Genomic DNA, 14266 nt, shown 5'->3' with positions numbered 1-14266 from the left:
TGGTGGCGCGAGGTCGCGCATCAGCACGACCTCAACCGCTCCACGACATACTGGCTGACGAGCAGATCCAGATACGCGCCGCCGGCGTTTTTATAGACTGTGCGGTCGGCCGCGCCGCGATGAAATGCCGTGTCCTGACACAACTCGAACAGGTCCGCCTCGATCTGCTCGGCATGAATGATCTGCGCCTGCATGGGGATCAGGATGTCGCCTGACACGCTCGCATTCTCGCGATCGTCGACGAAGATGCGCGCGCCCTTGAGCGCATTGCAATCGGCTTCCTGCATGTCCGGACGATAGCCGCCCACGAGATCCATATGCGTACCCGGACGAAGTAGCTCTCCCCGTATCACAGGTACGGATGCGCCCGTGGCCGCCGTCACGATATCCGCGCGGGCAACGGCTTCATCCAGGTCCTCGACCACGCTCACCCGCACGTTCCTGCCCTCCAATGCCACACGCATAACGTCCACCTTCGACAGCGTGCGATTCCACAGCAGCACCTCGCGAAGCGATGGCCGTATATGCAGATAAGCCTCCGCCAACGCCAGCGCGACCGGCCCCGCACCCAGCACGAGCAGCACCTCGCTGTCCTCCCGGCTCAACCTCGTTGCAGCCAGCGCGGAATCGGCGGCGGTCTTCCAGCGCGTGATCTCAGGACCGTCCAGCATCGCGACGATGCTTCTGCTGTGCTCGTCCACCACAAGAAAAGCGGACTGCTCGGTGGGCTGCGGCGGACTCGCGAACTGATTGGCCGGACAGAGCGACGCGACCTTGAATCCCGCGCCTTTGCCCGGCAAGATGACGCCCCGGCTGAACAGGCCGAACCCGGCATCGCCGACAAAATAGCTGTCGCCGATCGGCCGCGCACCTGCATGTCCCGCGCGCAATGCGTCGAGCACGCCCGCCCAGTCCAGCACCGACCTGATCTGCTGCGCCGTCACGATCTGCATCTTCAATGCTCCTGTTGATGCGGCCAGATATCGCCCACGATATAGCCTTCGGGAAACGGGTCATCGTGATCCAGCACGATGGTGTTGATGCCATGAATCCAGCTGGTGCCCGACAGCGTGGGAATGACCGCATCATGGCCGCCAATGCGCGCCTGCTCCACCAGCCGGCCCGTGAACATCGTGCCCAAAATGCCCTGATGCCGGAAGTCCTGGTGCAACGGCAACTTGCCCTTCGCGTGCAGCACGGCCATCTTCGCGCACGTTCCGGTGCCGCAGGGACAACGGTCGATCGCGCCGGTCCAGGTCGAGGGATCGTCCCAGGAAAGCGGACCGGTCGGCATGGTGACGGCGTTCTTCCAGTCCGCGCGAGGATCATCCGACGGACCCGACAGCTGCGAGATGGTGATGCCCACGCCCGGATAGTCCGGATGCGCGACCGGCAATTGCTCGATGGCCGCCTGGCGGATCAACGCGGACACCCGCGTAATCTCCTTGCCGTGTTCGGGCTTGAGTTCGAGCCCCGGAAATTGCCGCACGTCCGCGATGACATAGAACATGCCGCCCCAGCCGACATCCACGCGCACCTTGCCCAGATGCGGCACGTCGATGACGGCATCCAGATGCGCGGCGAATGCCGGCACGTTCCTGAACGTCACCCGCCTGACCTTGCCGTGCTCGCACTCGGCGACGATGCGTATCAATCCTGCGGGCGCTTCCAGCGTGAGTTCGGTGACGGGCTCGCGCATCGGCAGCATGCCCATTTCCAGCAGCACCGTGACGACGGAGATGGTGTTGCCGCCCGACATCATCGGATACTCGACCTGTTCGAGGATGATGAAGCCCGCGTCCGCCTCCGGATGACACGGCGGCACGACGATATTGCAGCAATGCGCCGGATAGCCGCGCGGCTCGCGCAGCAGCAGCTTGCGCAAGCCATCGTCGTTCGCTGCCAGCCAGTGCATCTTGGCCCGGACCGTGTCGCCGGGAATGTGCGGAAGTCCGCCTGTGACGACGCGCATCGGGATGCCCGAATGCGTCTCCACCGCGTGCAAGGTTCGTTTGAAGCCCATCGATGATGTCCTCGTTCATGCCGCACGGCAGGCGCGGCGCATGAGGCAATCTATTCGAGTTCGCGGCGCAACCCAAACGACGTTTTTTCCGGCCTTGCTTCAACTTTTTGTTGAAGCGGCATCGTTGGCGTTTGCGAAAAGCGCAAGCTGTGGCCTGAGCCATTCGCAGAACCTTCTGCATACGACGGCATCGGTCTTGTCGCGTCGCACGGAAAGATAATGGCCGCGATTCTTCATCACCGTCTTGTGCGGCAGCGGACGCACGAGGTCGCCGCTTGCGACCAGATGCCCGACCAGGTGATGCCAGCCAAGCACGATGCCCTGATGCGCCAGCGCCATCTGCACCATCGCCGGGTAGTCATTGCTGGTGAAAAGCTGACGCGGGATGTCGGCGCGCCAGACCGTGTCCACGTCGTGAAGCGCAAGCCAGACCTTCCAGTCGATATGCTCGGAGATCTGCGACCGGCCGTAGGCGCTGATGTCGAGCAGCGACATGCCCAGCAACGCCTCCGGCGTATCGATCGGGCCATGGCGCTGCAAGTACTGCGGCGTGCAGACGGGATACACCTCGTCGTCGAACAGGTGCTCGGTGTCGTAGCCGTCGCGCATGCTCGCGAGCTTCGCGATGTAGACGTCCGGCTGCACGCCCGCTTCCATCGCGATGAAGTTCTGCGTCGCCAGCACCGTGAGTTCGATATCGGGATGCGCCTGGATGAACTCGGGCAAACGCCGGTGCAGCCAGAGCGCGGAAAACGCCGGTGAACAGCACACGATGAGCGTCTGCCGCGCGGAGATCTTCTTGCGCAGACGCTCGGCCGCCTGATGAATGTTGATGAGGGAAAGCTGGGCGGCATCCTTGAACATTTCGCCATCGGAGGTGAGGGTGACGGCCCTGCCTGTCCGCACGAAGAGCGTCGTGCCCAGGTAGTCTTCCAGTTCCCGCACCTGCTTGCTGATGGCGGCAGGCGTCACGCACAGCACGTCCGCCGCGGCCGTGAAGCTTCGGCACTTCGCGGCCGCGAGAAAAGCCTTGATGGCTCTCAGCGAGAGCGCACCAGACAGACTGTCGCTGACATCGAAACGCGCCGTCATTGCCGTGGGCTCATTCAAAGGTCCTTCATCAGCCGCAGCGCGTCATAGATGGCCGCATGCGTGTTGCGCGCGGAGACCGCATCGCCGATCCGGAAAAGCTGGAAGCGCCCTTCGGGATTGCGCTCGACAACCTGCGCCTTGCCATCGATCAGATCCTCGTAATCGACCGCGCCGAGATTGCGCGACAGCGGCTTCAGCTCGAAGTACAGCTCGTCCATCGGAATCGTGCCGTGATTGACGACGATCTGATCGTAGCGCTGTTCCTTCGTCACCCCGCCATAGTCGCTGCCGATGGTCGCCACCAGTTCCTTGCCTTCGCGGCGCACGGCCTCCAGACGGAAAGTCACGGTAAAGGTCGTCGCGAGCTTCTGCAATGCACGCATGTACGGCACCAGGTTCATGCTCATGACTTCAGGCGAGAAGGTTCGGTCAGGCGTCATCACCTCGACCTTGCCGCCTGCCTGCGCGATGGTTTCCGCCGCTTGCAGCGCGGCATGATCGCCGGCGTCGTCGAAGACGAGGACGTTGGCGCCCGGCTTCACATCGCCGGAAATGATGTCCCACGACGAAACGACATGCTCGTTGCCCGCGCTGCACACGTCGGTATGCGGCATGCCGCCCGTCGCGACGATCACCACATCCGGACTGTAGGACAGCACCGTCTCCGTATCTGCCCACGTATTGAATGCAAAACGCACGCCGAACTTCTCGCACTGCGCCATGCGCCAGTCGACGATGCCCATCATCTCCTTGCGGCGCACGTTCTGCGCGGTGAGGCGAATCTGTCCGCCCGGATCGTTCATGGCTTCGAGCACGGTCACCTCATGCCCACGCTCACCCGCCACGCGCGCTGCTTCGAGTCCGGCCGGCCCAGCGCCGACGATCACGATCTTGCGCTTCGTCAGCGCCGGCGCGATCCGGTGCGGCATCTCCAGCTCACGTCCGGTCGCGGCATTATGAATGCATAACGCCATCCCGCCCTGATAGATGCGATCCAGACAGTAGTTCGCGCCGACACAAGGCCGGATATCGTCTTCCCGCTTCTCGATGATTTTGCGCACGATATGCGGATCCGTCATGTGCGCGCGCGTCATGCCGACCATGTCGATCCTGCCCGACTCGATGGCAAAGCGCGCCGTCGCCACGTCCTGGATGCGTGCGCCGTGAAACGTGGGAAAGTCCGTCGCCTGGCGGATCTCGCCTGCGAAGTCCAGTTGCGGCGCGCTGCGCATGCCCATGATCGGGATGACATCGGTGAGGCCGGCATCGGTGTCGATATGTCCGCGCACGATGTTGAGAAAATCCACCAGCCCGCTGTTCTTCAGCCGTTTCGAAATCTCGATGCCCTCTTCCTTCGTGATGCCGCCTCCCATCATTTCGTCGGCGGTATAACGAATGCCAAGCAGAAAATGTTCGCCGACGCGTTCACGCATCGCGCGCATCACGTCGAACGTGAAGCGCAGCCGATGATCGAGCGAACCGCCATACGGACCTTCGAGCGTGTTCGTCAGCGGCGACCAGAACTGGTCCATCAGATGCCCGTACGATTCGATCTCCAGTCCATCGAGACCGGCCGCTTTCATGCGTTCGGCGGCATCGGCGAAATCCTTCACGATGCGCTCGATGTCCCACTCTTCCAGCTTCTTCGGAAACGCACGGTGCGAAGGCTCGCGATGATGCGACGGCGACACCGCCGGCAACCAGTCGCCCTTGTCCCAGCGCGTGCGCCGTCCCAGATGCGTGAGCTGGATCATCACCTTCGCGCCATGCTCGTGGCATTCGTCGACGAGATCCTTCATCCACGGCACGACTTCATCCCGGTACGCGAGGATGTTGTTGAACACCGGCGGACTGTCCTTCGACACCGCCGCGGAACCCGCCGTCATCGTCAGCGCAATGCCCGCGCGAGCCCGCTCGACGTGATACGCGCGATACCGCTCCTTCGGCATGCCGTCCTCGGCATACGCGGGCTCGTGCGACGTCGTCATGATGCGGTTGCGAAAGGTGAGATGTTTGAGCGTGTACGGCTGGAGCAGCGGGTCCGTGGACATGAGCGCCTCGTGCGGGACGATTGGGGGAATCGAAAGACGTGTCGTGCGCTCAGATTAGGTCGCATGTACACAGGTGTCAAGTGAAACGACAGTGGTGTACAGTACGGGAATCGCACGCAAGCAAGCAAGAAGGAAATGTCATGGATCAGACCGTCGACACGGTGCGCGGCTCGGCCGACATGTGGCTCGACTGCGCCTACGAAAGCCTGCTGGAAGGCGGCGTGGAAGCGGTGCGCATCCTGCCGCTGGCCAAGAAGCTGAATCTTGCGCGCACGAGCTTCTACTGGTTCTTCCGCGACCGCGACGAATTGCTGAACGCACTGGTCGCGCGTTGGGAAGAGAAGAACACGGGCAACTGGGTCAACCGCAACGAAGCCTATGCGGACAGCATCTGCGAGGCGATGCTGAACATCTTCGACTGCTGGTTCGACAACTCGCTGTTCGACACCCGCTTCGAGGCTGCCATCCGCAACTGGGCGCAGCAGTCGCCCGAGATCACGCGCCTCATTCAGAAAGACGATGCGCTGCGCATCGAGGTCTTGACCGCGACCTTCGTGCGCTTCGGCTATGACGCCGACGTAGCGGACGTGCGCGCCCGCACCACGTATCTCACCCAAGTGGGCTATGCAGCGATGCGGGCGGAGGAAACGTTCGAAACGCGCATGAAGCGCATCCCGGCATTCGTCGAAGTATTCACCGGCGTCCGTCCGCAAGATCACGAAATGCAGCGCTTCTACGCGCGCAGAAATTTCGAAAGTTGATGCGTCATCCGGCGCGTCTCGCATAACCTGAAGTAATGGCGTCACAACTTCAAATCACGTTGACAGTCCTTTAATGCACTCGAATACTCAAGCCCCATCGCGTTGGCAAGCGCTTTAGAAGCACGAATCAGGGTATTCCATCAATCAGCAGATCGATGCAGTTTCTTCGTCGCGGCAAGAACACCGGGAGCCTCAAATGAAGAAGTCCACGCTCGTACGTTTCGTTCTCCAGGCTGGCATTGCAGTGTCCACCGCTGCGTTCGCGATGACCGCCAGCGCCGCCGATCCGCTCAAGATCTCACTCGCCAATTGGGCCGACACCCAGGCGGTGACCTATACCGCCAAATACGTGCTCGAAACCAAACTGAATCAGCCGGTGACGTTGATCGTCGCCGACCTCGGCATTCAGTTTCAGGGCGTAGCGCGCGGCGACGTGGACCTGATGCTGGGTGCGTGGCTCCCCGTAACGCACGCGGCCTATTACGCGCGCTTCAAGGACGAGATGGACGATCTCGGCGTGATCTACACGGGCGCGAAGATCGGCTGGGCCGTGCCCGACTATGTACCCGAGAGCGAAGTGGCTTCCATCGCCGACCTGAACAAGCCGGAAGTCAAGACCAAGCTGAACAGCACGATTCAGGGCATCGAACCGGGTGCGGGCGAGATGGTGGCGTCGGAGAAGGCGCTCAAGGAATACGATCTCGCGGGCTATAACCTGATTCGCGCAAGCGAGGCCGGCATGCTCACCGCGATCTCGCGCGCCTATCCGGCGAAGAACTGGATTGTCGCGACGGTGTGGAGCCCGCACTGGTTATGGCAGAAGTACAAGATGCGCTATCTGAAGGATCCCAAGGGCGTGCTGGGCGGCGACGAACAGATTCGCGGCTTCGGTTCCAAGCAGTTCGCGACCAAGTTTCCGCGCGCCAACACCTTCATCAAGCATTACAAGCTGACGCTGGCCGAGGTCGAGCAGATCGAGTTCGACGGCAATGCATCGAACGACTGGAATGCGGCCGCGAAGAAGTTCGTCGATGCGCATCCGGAGAAGCTCAAGGAATGGCTCCAGCAATGACGGCTTCAGCGAAGCAGCCATCATGAGAATGGCGCGGATTGCGTTTGTTTTGCTGGGTCTGTTCTGGGGTTCCAACTTCATCTATATGAAGTGGGCCGCGTCCTCCATCACGCCGATGCAGATTGCCTTCGTGCGCGTGCTGTTCGGCTTTCTGCCGCTGGCGCTGGTGGCCTGGCGCACGAAGGTCATCACGCTGCGCCAGTTGCGTCATCTGCATCATTTCTGCGTGATGGGCGTGCTCGCCACGGCGTTCTACTATGTCGCGATCACGCGCGGCACCGCGCTTGTTCCCTCCGGCATGGCTGCGATGCTCGCGAATGGCGCCACGCTGTTCACCGCCATCTTCTCCGCGCTCTTCCTGAGAAGCGAGAAGCTCAACAGCACGATGACCTTCGGCGTGCTGCTGGGCTTCCTCGGCATCACGCCGATCGCGCGGCCCTGGGAAGGCGCGAGTGGAACGATCGACTTGTCGGGCGTGCTGTGGCTCCTGACCAGTTCGATGGTGCTCGGGCTCTCCTACGTCTACGTGCGTGTCTTCCTGACACCGCTGGGCTTGCCGCCGCTCGCACTGGCAACCTGGCAGATGGGCATCGCCGTGCTGGTGCTCGCGGCCGTGACGGACTTTCATGGTGCCAGCCATCTGCTCAACGATCCCTTCGCGGCCGTGGCGCTCGTGATCGGAGGCGGCGTGCTGGGGACCGGCGTGTCGTTCTTCCTTTACTACTATCTCCTCGACCGCTTCGGCGCCGTTGCTTCATCCGCCGCAACGTATCTTGCGCCGGCGGTTGCGTTGCTGATCGGCTGGGCGGTGGGAGAACGCTTCGGCTGGCTCGAAATGACGGCGTTCGTGCTCATCATCCTGAGCGTGGTGACCCTGCATCTCGGCCGTCAACGAACCGTTCAACGCGCCGTCGCTTGAGCAGACGGCTGCCGCCCGGGAACGGGCACCGGCACCGTGAACGACTTCTGCATCAGAAACGAGGCATCCAGCTGATCGAGCGACGTGATGCCGAGCATGCCCATGTCGCGCGTCACTTCATTGGCGAGCAGACGGATGGCATGGTGCACGCCCGCCTCGCCCGCAATCGCCGATGCATACGCAAAAGGCCGCCCCACGAAGGCCAGCTTCGCGCCGAGCGCCAGGCACTTCAGTACATCGGTGCCGCGCCGCACGCCGCTGTCGATCATCACCGGCACGTCCCGGCACGCGTCCACGATGCCCGGCAACACGCGCAGCGGCGCCACGCTGCCGTCGAGTTGCCGTCCGCCATGATTGGACACGATGATGCCGTCGGCGCCGATCTGGCAGGCCTTCGCTGCATCGCGCCGGTTGAGGATGCCCTTGACCACCAGCGGGCCCGTCCACATCTGCCGGATCATCGCGAGGTGATCCCAGGTGAAATGTCCGCGATCGGAGAAGTCGCGCAACACGCTCGGCGAAAGAATGGGCGCGCCGCGTGTGGCGTAGTTGTTCTCGAAGTGCGGCATGCCGTGCTTCAGCACCGTCTTCAGGAAGGTGCCCAGGAGCCACGAGGGATGTGTCATGCCATCCCACGCGAGACGCAGCGTCGGCCGCAGGGGCGTTGAGAAACCGGTGCGGATGTTGTTCTCGCGATTGGCGGCGACCGGCGTGTCCACCGTGATGACAAGCGTCCCGAAACCCGCCGCGCGCACGCGGTCGATCAGTTGCGTGATCTGCGCGGTCTGCCCCGGCAGATAGGCCTGGAACCAGCTTCCTGGCGCCACGCTCGCGACGTCTTCCAGACGGATCAGCGAGGAACCGCTCATGATCATCGGCACGTTCGCCTGCTGCGCCGCACGCGCGAGCACGACATCGCCCTGATACGCGGACAGCGCGGCCAGGCCGAACGGCGCAAGGCCGAACGGCGATGCATAGCGAACGCCGAAGAGTTCGACCTGCGACGACCGCTTCGATACATCGACTAGCACGTTCGGCACGAAATCATAGTCCTGAAAGCTCAGGCGGTTCTGTGCAAGCGACGTGTTGGTCTCCGCCGCCCCGGCGATATAGCCGAACACCGGACGCGGCAGGAAGCGCCGGGCGGCGGGCTCGAAGTCGTCGAGGCTGAGGATGGATTTGAGTCTTCGGGGCTGTTTGTTTGAGTGCATGCGTTGCGCCGTTGATCACGATTCTGATGTCCGGCACATGTTAGGCGCGGCATGACCGCCCGTCCAACACATTGCCGATGCCTTTCATCGATATCGACGCGCAGGCTCGACATCGAGCGGTTCCGAGATCGTCAGCAGGATGATGAAGGTGAGCGCCGAAATCGCCGACATGAAGCCGAACACGTAGTTCCAGCCGAAGTGATCGAGCAGCAATCCCGCGATGAACGGCGTCGCCGCGCCGCCGAGTTGTCCGCCCATGTTGACGATGGCGTTCGCCAGCGGAAACTTCTCCCTCGATACGAACGAAGTCGGATAGACCATATACGCCGAAAAGCCGATGCTCAGCGTCACGCCGGTCATGAAGATCAGGAAGCCGTACACGACCGGCGAGGCCGGCGACTCGATCAGCGCGACCATCATGACGGCGGTCGCGATGGCGGAGAACATCATGCCGGGCTTGCGCCGCTTGCCGAGCGCGCGGTCCGAGAGCAGCCCGCCCGCGATGTTGCCGAACACCGCGCCCACCCACGGCGCGGCGGCGACAAAGCCCATCCCCGCGACGCTGAAGTGCTTCACGTTGAGCAGATAGGTGGGGATCCACGCGAGCAGCACGCTCGAAATGCCGAGCTGGCAGCAATAGCCCAATGCACAGCCGTAGATGTTCCACGACGTCGCGACAGCGCGGCTCGTCTCCAGCGGCTTCTCGCTGCGCACGCGCGTCAGGCGGTCGAGCAAGGGCATCGCACGCGTGCGTTCGATCTGGGTCGCGGCAGGCGTGCCGGGTTTGGCCGTGTCGATCAAGTCGCGCTCGGCCTGATTGACCGCGCGGCTATCGGACGGACGATCGGCCACCATCAGCCACCACACGGCCGAGAACAGCACGCCCGGCACCGCGAACACGATGAAGATGGCCTGCCAGCCCCACAGCGAGATGACCGCCGCGCCGATGATCGGCGTGATGACCGGGCCGAACTTCACCGCCGACAGAAACAGGCCGGATGCCGTGCCCTTCTCCTTCGCCGGGAACCAGCGGTTGATCGTCGCGGCGATGCCGAGCGGCAAGGGGCCTTCTGCGAAACCGAGCGCGAGCCGGCACATCTTGAGCGCGAACAGCGAGCCCACCATGCCGGTGAGCGCGGTGGCCACTGAAGTAAGGATCATCGAAATGGGCAGCGTGCGGCGCACGCCGAAACGCGACACGATCCACGCCGAGGGCAACTGCGCACACGCATACGCGATCAGGAACACGCTGACGAGCGCGCCGGCTTCCGCGTTGCTCATCGCGAATTCGCGCCGCAGGAACGGCAAGGCGATGCCGAGGTTCGCGCGATCGGCGGCGGCGACGGTGTAGATCAGGAAGAAAAGCGTGGCGACGACCCAGCGATAACGCGTCGGACGCGCCGTGGCGGCCACGGTGTCCATCGCGGGAATTCCGGTTGATTCTTTCATGGTGTCTCGCTCCATACTGGCGGCTTTATGCGGTTTTTGTCGGGTTGAGTCTTGAAACACACGCGGTCATTGCAGGCCGAGCCTCTCCAGCGTGTCCTGCAATCCCAGCAGTTCGACGGTGCTCGCGCCTTCGCGGATCCGTTGCCGGAACACGCTCTCCTTCTCTTCGCGCGCGCGGCTGACCTGCACCACGCGTTCGACGTCATGCTTCGGCACGATAACCACGCCATCGATGTCGCCCACGACGATATCGCCCGGTTGAATTGCTACATCGCCGATGCACACCGGCACGTTCACGCGCCCCGGCTGGTTCTTGCCCGTGCCCTTGATACTCAAACCACGGCTGAACACCGGAAACCCCATGTCGATGATCGTGCGCGCGTCGCGCACCGCGCCGTGCATCACGAGCCCCGCGAGTCCCTTCTGCAGCGCGAGTTCGGTGAACACGTCGCCCCACGGACCGGCCTCGAGAAAACCCTTGGCGTCGACCACGAGCACGTCGCCGGGTTTCACCTTGAGCATCGCGTAGTGCAGCATGAGGTTGTCGCCGGGACGGGTATCGACGGTCACGGCCGGGCCGGCCATGCACATCGACGGATGAATGGGCTTGATGCCGCTGTCGAGCGCGCCGTGCGCGCCCTGGGCTTCGTAGACGGTAGCGCTGCCGAGTGCGCGCAGCGCCGCGATGAGATCGGCGGATGTCTCGTGACTGCTCATGTCTCTGATTGGAAGTCTGGAAGTTTGATGGCAGCGACAGTTTTAGATAAAGTTTCTCCGCTATCAAACATCGATTTCTGAGCCTAAGCTCAAAAAAAATGAATCTACGACAGGTCCGGTACTTCTGCGCAGTGGTCGAAGCAGGCAGCGCGACGAGCGCGGCGGACGCGCTCCACGTCGCGCCGACGGCCATCAGCATGCAGCTTGCACAGCTCGAAGCGCATCTCGGCGGCGAACTGTTCGACCGCTCGCGCCGCCCGATGGAGCTCACGTCGCTGGGCAAATATTTCTATCCGCGAGCGAAGGAATTGCTGTCCCACGCCGGCAGGCTCGACGACGAAGCGCGCGGCATTGCCTCGGGTCAGCGCGGCTGGCTGGGCATCGGCTTCGTGCGCTCGGTGTCCTATTCGGTGCTGCCGGCTGCGGTGCGGCGCTTTCGGCAAAGCTGTCCGGACGTGCATCTCGATCTGGTCGAGGCGCTCTCCGAGTATCAGCCGGAGCGCTTGCGCCAAGGGCGGATCGATGTGGGCATCTCGCGCTTCATCGGACCGCTCGAACCGAGTCTGGATCTCGACTGCGCCGTGGTGCTCGAAGAACCGTTCGTTGCAGCGGTGCCGGCCGGCGATCCGCTCGCGAAGCAGCGCTCGGTGACGGCGGCGGAACTGTCGCGGCTGCCTTTCATCCACTATCCCAAGGATGCGCGCAGTCCGTTCGGCCAGCAGTTGCTGACGGCGCTCAAGCGCGCGGGCGGCGATCCGCGCGTGGCGCACGAAGCCATCGAGATTCATACCGCGCTCGCGCTGGTGGGCGCGGGACTGGGCGCGACGCTCGTCGGCCGCTCGACCTCGAAGAACAACCGCCGCGACGTGCGCTTCATTCCCGTGACCGACCTCGATCTGCGGACCAAGCTCGTCATGCTCACGCGTGCGGGCGAGGACAACCGGCTGGTGGACACCTTTCGCGAGGCGCTGTCGAAGTCGAGTGGACGGCGTTGAGCGGCACGGAGCGACACGGAGCGCGCGACGCGTCATCGGGCAGCTTTCGTTAGAATCGGTTTTCACCCTTTTTCCCCAAGTGCAGGAGGCGACCGTGCCAGCGTTACTCCCCGATGTCGACCGCGAGGGACTTCTCGAATATTCGGTCGTCTACACCGACCGGTCGATCAACCACATGTCGCAGCTGTTCCAGGGCGTCATGCGCGATCTCTCCGCCGGACTGAAAAAAGTCTATAACGCGCACGCGGTCGCCATCGTTCCCGGCAGCGGCACGTTCGGCATGGAAGCCGTGGCCCGGCAGTTCGCCACGAACAAGAAATGTCTTGTCATCCGCAACGGCTGGTTCAGCTTCCGCTGGACGCAGATCTTCGACATGGGCGGCATTCCGTCCGAATCCGTGGTGCTGAAGGCGCGTCCGGTCGAAGCGGGACAGCAGGCCGCGTATGCACCGGCGCCCATCGAGGAAGTGGTCGCGGCAATCCGCGAACACAAGCCGGATCTGGTTTTCGCGCCGCACGTGGAAACCGCCGCCGGGATCATCTTGCCCGACGCCTATCTGCGCGCCGTGGCGGACGCGGTGCACGAAGTGGGCGGCATGTTCGTGCTGGACTGCATCGCGTCGGGCACGGTCTGGGTGGATATGCAGGCAAGCGGCGTCGACGTGCTCATCAGCGCGCCGCAGAAAGGCTGGAGCGCGTCGCCATGTTGCGGGCTGGTCATGCTGAGCGCGCTGGCTCGCGAGCGCATCGACGGGACGACCAGCAGCAGTTTCGCCTGCGACCTGCGCAAGTGGCTGCAGATCATGGAAGCCTACGAGAACAAAGGCTTCGCGTATCACGCCACGATGCCCACCGACAGCCTCGCGATCCTGCGCGACGTCATCAAGGAAACCGAGGCCTACGGCTTCGACAAGGTGAAGGCCGAGCAACTGGAACTGGGCCGGCGCATCCGGGCCGTGCTGGCCGACAAGGGCTTCAGGAGTGTGGCTGCGACGGGGTTTGAAGCGCCGGGCGTCGTGGTCTGCTACACGGACGACGACGGCATCCGTTCCGGCAAGAAGTTCGCCGATGCGGGCGTGCAGATCGCGGCCGGTGTGCCGCTCCAGTGCGACGAGCCGGCGGATTTCAAGACCTTCCGCATCGGCTTGTTCGGCCTCGACAAACTGCATGATGTGGCGGGCGCCGTGGCCCGCTTCGAGAAGGCGCTGAACGAAGTCGTCTGACGCACGACAGCACGAAAGAGCCGGTCACTGCGCCTCGTGTTCCGCGGCGGGGGCCGGCTCCGCATCATGCGGCGACAGCTGTTCCCACGTGCTGTGCACGTGCCGGCGCAGGAACTCGCCGAGCTTCGCGCCATCGCGGGCGGTCAGCAGGCGAATGATGACCTCGTGCTCGTCGATGGCGGTATGCCACGTCTCCGACGTCACGCTGCCCTGGAACCGGTAGCGGTATAACTGCCGGTTCAGGCGCTCGTGCACTTCCCTGAGCGTCGCGTTCTTCGCGGCCGCGATGATGCTCGTATGGATCGCCTGATTGAGCCGGAAGTAGTTCATCCGGTCGCGCCGCTCGTACGCCGCATGCATTTCGTGATGCAGCGCGCGGATTTCGGCGATCTCTTCGCCCGTTGCCATCCGGCAGGCGGCCTCGCCGCCGAACGCCTCGATCACCCCCAGCACGTCCAGCTTCTCGGCGATTTGCGCCGCCCCGAGGTCCGCCACCACGGCGCCGCGCTTCGGCAGCACGACCACCAAGCCATCGCTTGCGAGTTCCTTCAATGCCTCGCGCAGAGGCGTGCGCGATACGTCGAGCCGCTCGGCCAGCGTGCGCTCGCGCAGACGTTCGCCAGGCTTGAGTTCGTCGGTGGCGATGAGCGTGCGCAAACGCTGCGCGATCTGCATCGACAGCAGTTCGTCGGGCGCTTCGCCGTTCTCTAAGGCTTCGGTGTCGTCTTCGGAATCCGTCATGGGGCGATCCTTC

At 63.4% G+C, this 14266-nt stretch carries 13 protein-coding genes; 5 read left to right on the top strand and 8 right to left on the bottom strand.

The genetic code is table 11. The annotated features are described in order from the left end of the window. Positions 1–20 precede the first annotated feature (20 nt). From QCE88_RS20290 to QCE88_RS20275, 4 genes are all read right to left on the bottom strand, one after another. The gene (locus QCE88_RS20290; RefSeq protein ID WP_309905431.1) at positions 21–953 is read right to left on the bottom strand and encodes an ornithine cyclodeaminase; all 933 of its coding nucleotides are present in this window, start codon (positions 951–953) and stop codon (positions 21–23) included. A 2-nt stretch (positions 954–955) separates the two neighbouring features. Continuing rightward, positions 956–2023: a proline racemase family protein gene (locus QCE88_RS20285; protein ID WP_309905429.1), complete on the bottom strand. Its 1068-nt coding sequence runs from the start codon at positions 2021–2023 to the stop codon at positions 956–958. Positions 2024–2122: 99 nt separating this feature from the next. After that, positions 2123–3115 carry a LysR substrate-binding domain-containing protein gene (locus QCE88_RS20280; protein ID WP_309905427.1) on the bottom strand — a complete coding sequence of 331 codons (993 nt, stop codon included), beginning with the start codon at positions 3113–3115 and terminating at the stop codon, positions 2123–2125. A 14-nt stretch (positions 3116–3129) separates the two neighbouring features. Further along, positions 3130–5166 (bottom strand): NADH:flavin oxidoreductase, encoded by a 2037-nt coding sequence (locus tag QCE88_RS20275; RefSeq protein WP_309905425.1) that lies wholly within the window; start codon positions 5164–5166, stop codon positions 3130–3132. A gap of 140 nt (positions 5167–5306) precedes the next feature. Here QCE88_RS20275 and QCE88_RS20270 point away from each other — a divergent pair, with 140 nt between their 5' ends. From QCE88_RS20270 to QCE88_RS20260, 3 genes are all read left to right on the top strand, one after another. After that, positions 5307–5927, top strand: coding sequence for a TetR/AcrR family transcriptional regulator (locus tag QCE88_RS20270; protein WP_309905423.1), 621 nt, complete (start codon positions 5307–5309; stop codon positions 5925–5927). A 196-nt stretch (positions 5928–6123) separates the two neighbouring features. Beyond that, positions 6124–6999, top strand: coding sequence for a glycine betaine ABC transporter substrate-binding protein (locus QCE88_RS20265; RefSeq protein ID WP_309905421.1), 876 nt, complete (start codon positions 6124–6126; stop codon positions 6997–6999). Positions 7000–7021: 22 nt separating this feature from the next. Beyond that, a complete protein-coding gene (locus tag QCE88_RS20260; protein WP_309905419.1) occupies positions 7022–7918 on the top strand; it encodes a DMT family transporter in 897 nt (298 codons plus the stop codon). On the opposite strand, the gene QCE88_RS20255 is transcribed toward QCE88_RS20260, so the two are convergent. From QCE88_RS20255 to QCE88_RS20245, 3 genes are all read right to left on the bottom strand, one after another. Further along, complete coding sequence (locus tag QCE88_RS20255) at positions 7900–9129, bottom strand: alpha-hydroxy acid oxidase (RefSeq protein WP_309905416.1); 1230 nt, start codon at positions 9127–9129, stop codon at positions 7900–7902. The genes QCE88_RS20260 and QCE88_RS20255 overlap by 19 nt on opposite strands. A gap of 84 nt (positions 9130–9213) precedes the next feature. Next, positions 9214–10578 (bottom strand): MFS transporter, encoded by a 1365-nt coding sequence (locus QCE88_RS20250; protein ID WP_309905415.1) that lies wholly within the window; start codon positions 10576–10578, stop codon positions 9214–9216. Positions 10579–10644: 66 nt separating this feature from the next. Then, on the bottom strand, positions 10645–11295 hold the full coding sequence (locus QCE88_RS20245) for a 4-carboxy-4-hydroxy-2-oxoadipate aldolase/oxaloacetate decarboxylase (RefSeq protein ID WP_309905413.1): 651 nt from the start codon (positions 11293–11295) through the stop codon (positions 10645–10647). 98 nt (positions 11296–11393) lie between these two features. Here QCE88_RS20245 and QCE88_RS20240 point away from each other — a divergent pair, with 98 nt between their 5' ends. Both QCE88_RS20240 and QCE88_RS20235 read left to right on the top strand, forming a co-directional pair. Then, the gene (locus QCE88_RS20240; protein WP_309905411.1) at positions 11394–12290 is read left to right on the top strand and encodes a LysR family transcriptional regulator; all 897 of its coding nucleotides are present in this window, start codon (positions 11394–11396) and stop codon (positions 12288–12290) included. A 94-nt stretch (positions 12291–12384) separates the two neighbouring features. Then, on the top strand, positions 12385–13512 hold the full coding sequence (locus tag QCE88_RS20235; RefSeq protein ID WP_309905409.1) for an aminotransferase class V-fold PLP-dependent enzyme: 1128 nt from the start codon (positions 12385–12387) through the stop codon (positions 13510–13512). A gap of 24 nt (positions 13513–13536) precedes the next feature. Here QCE88_RS20235 and QCE88_RS20230 read toward each other — a convergent pair whose 3' ends face one another. Beyond that, positions 13537–14253 (bottom strand): GntR family transcriptional regulator, encoded by a 717-nt coding sequence (locus QCE88_RS20230; RefSeq protein ID WP_309905408.1) that lies wholly within the window; start codon positions 14251–14253, stop codon positions 13537–13539. Positions 14254–14266: the final 13 nt, after the last annotated feature.

It is taken from the genome of Caballeronia sp. LZ035 (assembly GCF_031451175.1).
Lineage (GTDB): Bacteria > Pseudomonadota > Gammaproteobacteria > Burkholderiales > Burkholderiaceae > Caballeronia.
This window is presented reverse-complemented; position numbering and strand designations above follow the sequence as displayed.

Coding starts and splice junctions, on each gene's coding strand:
- QCE88_RS20285 (WP_309905429.1), bottom strand. CDS start 2,023: ATGGGCTTCAAACGAACCTTGCACGCGGTGGAGACGCATTCGGGCATC.
- QCE88_RS20250 (WP_309905415.1), bottom strand. CDS start 10,578: ATGAAAGAATCAACCGGAATTCCCGCGATGGACACCGTGGCCGCCACG.
- QCE88_RS20290 (WP_309905431.1), bottom strand. CDS start 953: ATGCAGATCGTGACGGCGCAGCAGATCAGGTCGGTGCTGGACTGGGCG.
- QCE88_RS20255 (WP_309905416.1), bottom strand. CDS start 9,129: ATGCACTCAAACAAACAGCCCCGAAGACTCAAATCCATCCTCAGCCTC.
- QCE88_RS20245 (WP_309905413.1), bottom strand. CDS start 11,295: ATGAGCAGTCACGAGACATCCGCCGATCTCATCGCGGCGCTGCGCGCA.
- QCE88_RS20260 (WP_309905419.1), top strand. CDS start 7,022: ATGAGAATGGCGCGGATTGCGTTTGTTTTGCTGGGTCTGTTCTGGGGT.
- QCE88_RS20275 (WP_309905425.1), bottom strand. CDS start 5,166: ATGTCCACGGACCCGCTGCTCCAGCCGTACACGCTCAAACATCTCACC.
- QCE88_RS20230 (WP_309905408.1), bottom strand. CDS start 14,253: ATGACGGATTCCGAAGACGACACCGAAGCCTTAGAGAACGGCGAAGCG.
- QCE88_RS20280 (WP_309905427.1), bottom strand. CDS start 3,115: ATGACGGCGCGTTTCGATGTCAGCGACAGTCTGTCTGGTGCGCTCTCG.
- QCE88_RS20240 (WP_309905411.1), top strand. CDS start 11,394: ATGAATCTACGACAGGTCCGGTACTTCTGCGCAGTGGTCGAAGCAGGC.
- QCE88_RS20265 (WP_309905421.1), top strand. CDS start 6,124: ATGAAGAAGTCCACGCTCGTACGTTTCGTTCTCCAGGCTGGCATTGCA.
- QCE88_RS20270 (WP_309905423.1), top strand. CDS start 5,307: ATGGATCAGACCGTCGACACGGTGCGCGGCTCGGCCGACATGTGGCTC.